This window comes from Aeromonas molluscorum 848 (assembly GCF_000388115.1).
GTDB lineage: Bacteria > Pseudomonadota > Gammaproteobacteria > Enterobacterales > Aeromonadaceae > Aeromonas > Aeromonas molluscorum.
The window spans coordinates 1-8,142 of the sequence record NZ_AQGQ01000173.1; the positions used below are offsets into that span (position 1 = coordinate 1).

Sequence of the window (8,142 nt, forward strand, 5' to 3'; positions counted from 1 at the left end):
CAGTTGATGGAAGGATCCGCCCCCAGCAGCGCCAGCATCCCCACGGGGAGTCCTTGTTGTGCTGATTGCCTGCCACCGTCAACCGGCCACCGCCCCAGAGCGGCCCCAGCATCTCCAGCAGGGAGATGTCGAAGGCCGGGGTGGTTATAAAGAGCCAATGGCAGCTCGGTGAGAGTACGAGCCGCTCGCGGATCCCGTCGAGGAAGCAGAGCAGGGCCCGGCGGCTGATGACCACCCCCTTGGGCTCGCCGGTGGAGCCCGAGGTGAACATCATGTAGGCCGCCAGGGCGTCGTCCACCCTGGGCCAGGAGAGAGCCCCGCCGGGGGCCGGCCCCTTGAGGGGGCGCAGGGGGCAACCGAAGTCCGGGGTCCCCGCCTCCTCATCGCAGATCACCGCCGAGAGCCTGGCCTGGCGGGCTATCCCCTGCAGCCGCTCCAGGGGAAAGTCCGGCTCCAGCGGCACGAAGCAGAGGCCGAGGCGCAGGCAGGCCAGCAGGCTGGCCACCAGATCCGGGCTGCGGGAGAGATAGAGGCCGACCCGCTCCCCCACCGCCAGCCCCTGCAGGCGGGCGGCAATCTGGGCCACCCTGGCATTGAGCGCGCCATAGCTGAGCCACAGCTCATCTGATCCGCCCTCACCGGTGCCCTCCCCGCCCATGCGAATGGCGGGAGCCAGCGGGGTCGCGGCCAGACAGGCCGCCAGCCGCGCCCCCAGGTTGGCCGCCCCCTCATGGGGGGCGGGCCGGGTCTGCACGAGTTGGGCCTCATGCCTGATGGTCACTGTCATGATACGGCCTCCTCTTGGCGCACCAGCCAGTGGCGATAGAGCCGGCTGGGGGATGGATGGGCCTTGAGGGTCTGCAGGGTGAGTGGCACCCGATCCTGCGCAAGCGCCTCGTTGAGGGCCGCCAGCAGGGCGAGCTGCTGCACCGAGTCTATTCCCAGATCCATCAAGGTTTGCTGCCAGATGCCGGGCACGCCGCACTGGCGCTCCCACAGGGCCACCAGAGCGCGGGCCTCGGCCGGTGGCTGAGCCAGGTCGGACTCTGCTCTTGTGGCTGCCCCTTGTGCCATCGCCGGGGACGACGCGGCCGCCGCCGGTTTGGCCGGCTGGTTAAGATCCGCCTGCGCCAGCCAGCCGAGCTCGGCCCGCCAGTCAGCCAGCACCTCCTCGGCCTGGGCCTCGGGGATCTGCTCGCCGTCGAACTCGAGGCGCAGCTGGAGCGTCTCGCCCCGGCTGCTGACCACGAGCGACAGAGGAAGCTCCACCTTCTCCACCACGGTGCCAAACTGCGGCACCAGCTGGTGGGGTTCGGGGGTGGCAGGGACCGCCGGCATGGGGTAGTTCTCGAACACGAACAGGCTCTGGAAGAGACGCGATCTACCTTTCGTCAGCGCCGCCAGCGACTGGGTGCCGTGCTCATTGAGCGCCATCAAATCCGTCTGCAACTGGGCGATATGCTCGGCCAGGGTCACCTCGGTGCGCCACTCCAGCGCCAACGGCAGGCTGTTGATGTAGAGCCCGACGCTCGCGGTGATCCCCTCGATGGGATAGTCCCGGCCCGGGGTCACGTTGCCCACCAGGGTGACGGCATCGCCAGAGCGGCGTGCCAGCAGACGGTGCCAGGTGTATTGGGCCAACAGGCCCGAGGTCACGCCAAGGTCACGGGCACGGTGGGCGAGCAAGGTCGCCACCTCGGTCGGCAACGCCGTGGCACACACCGCCGGTCGCTGCTGGGTATGGCGCCCGCTTGAACCCGCGTCCAGCGTCACCCCGAACAGGCAGGCGAGATCGTTGGGCTTGGCCAAGAGCTCGCCCCGCCCCTGCCAGTAAGCCTCGGCGCTGCGGGCTTGGCTGGCGATATGGCGGCCAAATTCGAGCCAGGCGGTATCCGGCTCGCGCTGGGGCAACAGGCCGTTCATCAGCGCCTGATAGCCGCGATGCAAGGAACCCAGCAACACGGGGCCGCTCCAGCCATCCAGCACGGAGTGATGGGCGCTGAAGATCACCTTGTGGTGATCGGGGGCGAGTTTGAAGCAGGCAAGGCGCAGCAGGGGCGCCTGCTTGAGCGGGATCGGGCGGGCCAGATCCTGCTCCCGGTAGGCCTGGACCCGAGCCTCTGCATTTTCCACTTCAGACAAGTCCTCATAGTGGAATGGCAACTCGGCGCACTTGAGGATGCGCTGGAGCGCCACACCGTCTGCCAGCACCAGTTCGCTGCGAAGGGCAGGCCAGCGGGCGATCTGCCCCTGCCAGGCCTGACGGTAGACCGCCAGGTCCAGCGGCTGCTGATAGTCTATCTCGGTCTGCAGGTGATAGGCGTGATCCCGGGGCAGCAGCGCCCTGTGATGGAACATGCTCTGCTGAAGCGAGGTCATGGGCAGCAATGTCTCCACCTCGCGCCCGCTCAGCACCCGATCGAGCGAGCTTTGCGAGAGAGCGATCCCCGGGAAGTCGCTCGGAGTATGGCGCGGAGCCTTCAGGTTGCAGCAGTGTTCTACCAGCGCCGTCAGGTTGTCCGCCAGTCGCGCCATCAGGGCATCGCTCCCTTGCTGGTTGAGGGCGCCCACCTGGCGCAGGGTGAGGCGGCCATCAAACACGCCCCCGTGCAGGCTCACCAGCTCCCGCGGCAGGTTGTCAGGGGACGTGGGGGCCCCCGGTGCCATCGGCAGGGGCTGCCAAGGCTGAGCTGCCTCGCCCTGATGGCTGACCCCCAGGTAGTTGAAGACCACCAGGGCCTGGGGCAACTCAGACCCACGAGGGTGGTGCAGCCGCAGGGCGTTGAAGCCCACCCCCTTGTCCGGCACGGCGCGCAGTTGCTCCTTGGTGGCGCAGACCAGCGCGTCCCACACCCCGGCATCCGCCAGCGCCAGCGGGTAGGTGCTGGTGAACCAGCCCAGGGTACGGCTCACGTCGAGTTCGGCATCGATGGCCTCACGGCCGTGTCCTTCCAGCATCACGCAGTGACGGCTGCCGTAACCCTGCTCGCTCAGGGTACGGGTCAGTGCTGCCAGCAGCAGGTCGGGCACCCGGGTGAAGTAGGCCTGGTTGGCGGTGTCGATGAGACGAGCCGTGGTCTCCTGACTCAGTTGCAGCAGGCTGGCGGCGGCGCGGCCATCGACGGCGCGCGCCGCTTCCAGCAGGTGACCCAAGCTGCCTTCCCCCTGAGCCAGCCAGAAGCCAAGCTGATCCTCTTCTCGTTTGGCGTAGGCCGCAAGCCCCTCGCCCCACTGGCGATAGCTGCTGCCCTTGGCGGACAGCGGCTCGCCCCTGCTCACCCGTGCAAGATCCTCGGCCAGAATCCGCCAGGAGACCGCATCGATGACCAGGTGATGGAAGGCGAGGAAGAGCCCCTCCACCGTCTCGCGATCACCCCCGCGATCGCCCGCCAAGGAGAGATTGCGCAGGCGGGCCCAGGCCAGGGTGTGGCCGCTGGCAGGGTCGAGTTCCCCCTGCAGCTCGGTCAGGCGGGCCTGCAGCTCAGCCCCGCCGAGTGTTCCTGCATCCAGGGTCGGCAAGGGCGGCAGCGCCAGCTCGGCCAGATAGCGCTGGCCGGTTGGGGTCACCGCCAGACGCAGGGCGTCGTGATGCTGGCGCAGTGTGGTCAGCCAGCCGGCCAGGGTGTCATCATCGATCCCGGCGGGCAGGCGCAATATCACCCCCTGATTCCAGTGGCCGGGCTTGGCAAAGCCCTGCTCGAAGAACCAGTGCTGGATGGGATGGAGCGGGAAGTCGCCGACCAGGTTGCCCTGTTCGGTCTGGTGACTGACCGCCTGCTGCTGGCCGAGCTGGCGACAGAGGCGGCGCACCGTCTTGGCCTCGAACACATCCTTGACGCTGCAGTGCAGCCCCGCATCCCGCAGCCTGGTGGTGAGCTGGATGCTGAGAATGGAGTCACCGCCCAAACGGAAGAAGTCATCCTCCACCCCGAGGGACTGCTTGAGCACCCCCTGCCAGATGGCGAGCACGGTCTGCTCCAGCTCGCTCTGTGGCTCGCTCTTGCTCTCCTGCCAGTCAATGGCAGGCAGACGGCGCAGGTCCAGCTTGCCGTTGGGGGTGAGCGGCATCTCGGTGAGCCAACAGAGCCGCACCGGCACCATGTATTCGGGCAGGCATTCGCCGGCCCGTTGCAGCAGGGCCTCGCCGTCCGGCTCCGTCGCGCCGGCTTGCAGGCTGGCGTAAGCGAGCAGGCGGCCCTCTTGCACCACCACCTTGATCTGGCGAATGGCCGGCTCGAGGGCGGCAATCTGGGTCTCTATCTCGCCGGGCTCGATGCGATAGCCGCGCAGCTTGATCTGCTCGTCTATCCGGCCCAGATACTGGATGTTGCCGTCGCGGCGCATCAGGGCCCGATCGCCGGTGCGATAGAGGCGATGGGTACGATCAGCCAGCGCCAGCTCGATAAAGGCCTCCTGGGTACGCTCTGGCAGATTGAGGTAGCCGCGGGCCAGGCCGAGACCACTCAGGCAGAGCTCGCCTGGCACCCCCACCGGGCAGAGGTTGCCCCCTTCGTCCAGGATCAGCGCCTTCAGGTTGTTGACGGGTCGACCTATGGTGATGGGCGCACCCGGAGTGAGCCGAGCGCAGAGCGCGGTGACGGTGCACTCGGTCGGGCCGTACATGTTAAAGAGCGCAACCCGCTCCCCCCAGCGTTCCACCAGGCTGCTCGGGCACGCCTCGCCGCCAAAACCGATGGCCTTGAGGGAACCGAGATCCGCCGCTGGCAATAGATTTGCCAACAGCGCCGTGGGCAGGATCATGTGGCTGGCAGCGCAAGCGATCGCGGCGCCGATCACCCCCTCGCCCGGCTCGCCGAAGTGCAGGGCCGCGCCGCAGTACAGGGGCAGCAAGCTGGTCATGTTGCCGGCATCAAACGAGAGGGACATGCAGTTGAACATGGCGCCACCCTTCCCAAGGGCGATGCGCTCGCCGTGATCCGCCATCAGGTTGACCAGGCTGCCCTGCTCTACCATGACCCCCTTGGGCAGGCCGGTGCTGCCGGAGGTGTAGATGATCTGGGCCAGCATGGCGGCGTCCCGAGGCAGTGCAGGCGTGCTGGTTGGCATCTTGTCCAGCGCAAGCTGGTGCAGATCGTGATACTCGGCAATCGTCCCCGCCAGCGCCTCGCCAAGCCGCGGGTCCGGCACGCCACCCAGCACTAGGCTGATGGATGCATCGCCTAAGATATGGGCCAGCCGCTCGGCGGGATAGGCAGGGTCGAGGGGCACATAGGCCGCCCCCGCCTTCCAGCAGGCGAGCAGGGCGATGACGAAGGCGACATCGCGTCTGGCCTGGATGCCGATGGCGGCGCCCGGGGTGACGCCCTTGGCCAGCAGCCAGTGGGCCAGCCGGTTGGCACGCACCTCCAGCTCGCCATAGGTCAACGATTGCGCGCCGTCGCTGACCGCCAGCGCGTCCGGGCACTTCCCAGCGCGCCGCTCGATATGACAGAGCAGGGTGTCACGGTTGTGGTAATCCGGCGGCAGGTCGGCAAGCGCAGCGGCCAGCGCCGCCTGGTCGGTGCCCGCCTCCAGCGGCAGTTGCCAGATGTCGGTCTCGGGGGCCGCTACCACGGCGCGCATCAGGTGCAGCAGGCGATCGGCAAGAGCCTGGATGGTCTCTCGCTCGAACAGGGCGGTGGCAAACAGCCAGTCTACCCTGACGGAGTCCATCAGCTCGGTCACCTTGACCGAGATGTCGGTCTTGGCCGGCAGCACCGGCGAGGTCTCCTCCACCAGCTGGCAACCGGGGATAAGATCGTTGAAGTCCACCTTGGCCTGATAGACCAGCATGATCTGGAAGATGGGGTTGATGGCGGTGGTGCGATCGGCGCCGATGGCCTCGGCCAGCGCCTCGAAACGGTAGAGCTGGTGATCGAAGGCCGCCAGATCCTCCTCCCGGCACTGCTGCAGATAGTCGACAAAGCTGGGCTTGCCGCTGAGTTGAGTGCGCAGCACCAGGGTATTGACAAAAAAGCCCACCAGCGACTCGATCTCGTGGCGCTCGCGATAGGCGAGCGGGGTGCCGATCACCACCTCCTTCTCGCCGCTCTGGCGCACCATCAGCAGGGCAAACAGGGCGTGCAGACCGATGAAGTTGGAGGTGCTGTGGCGCTGGCAGAGGCGCTTGAAGCTCTCCCACAGCGTGTTGTCGATGGTGGAGAAGACCAGCTCGCCGCCACTGTCCTGATGGGCCGGGCGCGGCTTGTCGAGTGGCAGGCCGTGCACCTCGGGGCTGCCACCGAGCCGGTCGACCCAGAACGGCTTGAACTCGGCGTGATAATCGAGAAAACGGTCCGAGTTGAACCAGCGGGCATAGTCGATGTAGGTGAGCGGCAGCTCGCTCACCTGCAGAAGCTCGCGGTTCTGATGGGCAAGAAAGGCGCGCTTGAGATCCGCGAACATGTTCTTGACCGACCAGCCGTCGGAGATGATGTGGTGCTGGGTGATCAGCAGCACGTGTTCGCGGCTGCCCAGCCGAATAAGATGCACCCGGCTCAGATCCCCCTGGGTCAGGGAGAAGGGGCGGCCTATCTCCTCGCGCACCCGGCGGGCCACATAGGCCTCGCGCTCGGCAATGGGCTCTGCGCTCACGTCCTCAATCTGCAACTTGAAGGGCACGTGCGGCAGGATCTCCTGCGCGCCCCTGCCCGCCTCGTCCTTGATGAAGCGGGTGCGCATGCTGGGGTGGCGGGCAAACAGGTGGTCGAAGGCAAACTCCAGGGCGGCCGTGTCCAGCTCTCCCTTGACGCGGAAATAGACCGGCATGTTGTAGAGGTGGGAGGCCTCCTCGTACTGCTCGATAAACCAGAGCCCGCTCTGGGAGGACGAGAGCGGCCCCTGCCTGGCGCCCTCGGCCTCACGTTGCGCAAGAATGGGCGCCTCGAAGGCGGCGCGGGCCGCCAGGCAGCGTACCAGCTCATCCTTGTGGGCCTTAATGGTGGCGCCGATGGCCGGCGTCACCGCCTCCTTGCTCGACTGGGAGATAAGCTGGCCCTTGTCGTTCAGCGCCAGCTTGACTCCCTGCCGTTCCAGCTGTTTCAACAGCAAAATCATATTGTTCATCTGTTTCTCAAGCCTCAGGCACTCAGGGTGGCGCCGCCGTCGACGACCAGATCCTGCAGCGTGATGTGGCTGGCCAGATCCGAGGCCAGGAAGAGGACGGTATGGGCGATCTCCGCCGGGGTGGCTAGCTTGCGCAGGGGGATGCCGAGCTTGAACTGCTCCGGCAACCCGGCAATGGTGCGGGCCATGGCCTCCTCGCTTGGCAGCATGCCGCGCAGCATGGGGGTATCCGTCGAGCCCGGCGACACCAGGTTGGCGCGCACGCCGAAGGGGGCCAGCTCCAGCCCCACCGTCTGGGTCAGACTGGTGACCGCCGCCTTGGAGGCGCAATAGGCCGCCATCTGCATGCGCGGCACATGGGCCGCGTTGGAGCCGATGGTGACGATGGCGCCGCGCCGCTGCCCCTTGAAGTGGGGCACCAGGGCCCGCAGCAGATAGAAGACGCCGCTGGCGTTGACCGTCATGCAGTCGTGCCAGTCGTCATCGCTTAAGGTTTCGGTGGGGCCCAGGCGCAGCACCCCGGCCCCGTTCACCAGCACATCGAGCCCGCCGTCCGCCAGCAGCGCTGCGCAGCAGGCGTTGACCGCCTTCGAGTCGCCAATATCGAGCAGCCGGGTGGCATAGGGGTAGTCCGCTTCGGGAAACGCCAGATCCAGCCCCACCACACAGGCGCCGGCCGCCACGAACTGCGTTGCCACCTCGCGGCCGATGCCGCGGCCAGCCCCGGTCACCCAGACCCGCTTGCCAGTGAAATCAAAGGCCATTGCTTGTTGCTCCTTATACATCACCACACCATCTCCACGCTCTCTTCATCCTCGGAAAGCAGGCCGTCGAGGAAGCGGCAGAAATCGTCGAGGCGAGGGTGATCGAACACGTCGGAGACCTTGACCTGCACCCCGAACTCGGCGCCGAGCCGGTTGACTATCTGGATGGTCTGCAGGGACTGGCCCCCCAGCTCGAAGAAGTTGTCCGCTGGCGCCATGGTGGCCAGCCCCAAGATCTGCTGCCAGATGGCACCGACCCGGTTCTCGGTCTCGCTGCCAAGGGTCAGTGCCTCATCCGTGGACTGGTACTGAG

At 66.9% G+C, this 8,142-nt stretch carries 3 protein-coding genes and 1 pseudogene; all 4 read right to left on the reverse strand.

From position 1 onward, the window contains the following. A pseudogene (locus G113_RS17250) lies at nt 1–787 on the reverse strand (AMP-binding protein); the annotation flags it as partial. Then, nucleotides 784–7,065 (reverse strand): amonabactin biosynthesis non-ribosomal peptide synthetase AmoG, encoded by a 6,282-nt coding sequence (gene amoG / locus G113_RS17255; RefSeq protein ID WP_005907825.1) that lies wholly within the window; start codon nt 7,063–7,065, stop codon nt 784–786. The gene amoG and the pseudogene G113_RS17250, both read right to left, overlap by 4 nt. A gap of 14 nt (nt 7,066–7,079) precedes the next feature. After that, nucleotides 7,080–7,829 (reverse strand): amonabactin biosynthesis protein AmoA, encoded by a 750-nt coding sequence (amoA, locus tag G113_RS17260; RefSeq protein ID WP_005907826.1) that lies wholly within the window; start codon nt 7,827–7,829, stop codon nt 7,080–7,082. A 20-nt stretch (nt 7,830–7,849) separates the two neighbouring features. Beyond that, on the reverse strand, nt 7,850–8,142 hold a 293-nt coding region (locus G113_RS17265), incomplete at its 5' end, for a phosphopantetheine-binding protein (protein WP_005907827.1).

Excerpts from the sequence above, each read along its gene's own strand:
- amoA (WP_005907826.1), bottom strand. The coding sequence starts at position 7,829 with ATGGCCTTTGATTTCACTGGCAAGCGGGTCTGGGTGACCGGGGCTGGC.
- amoG (WP_005907825.1), bottom strand. The coding sequence starts at position 7,065 with ATGAACAATATGATTTTGCTGTTGAAACAGCTGGAACGGCAGGGAGTC.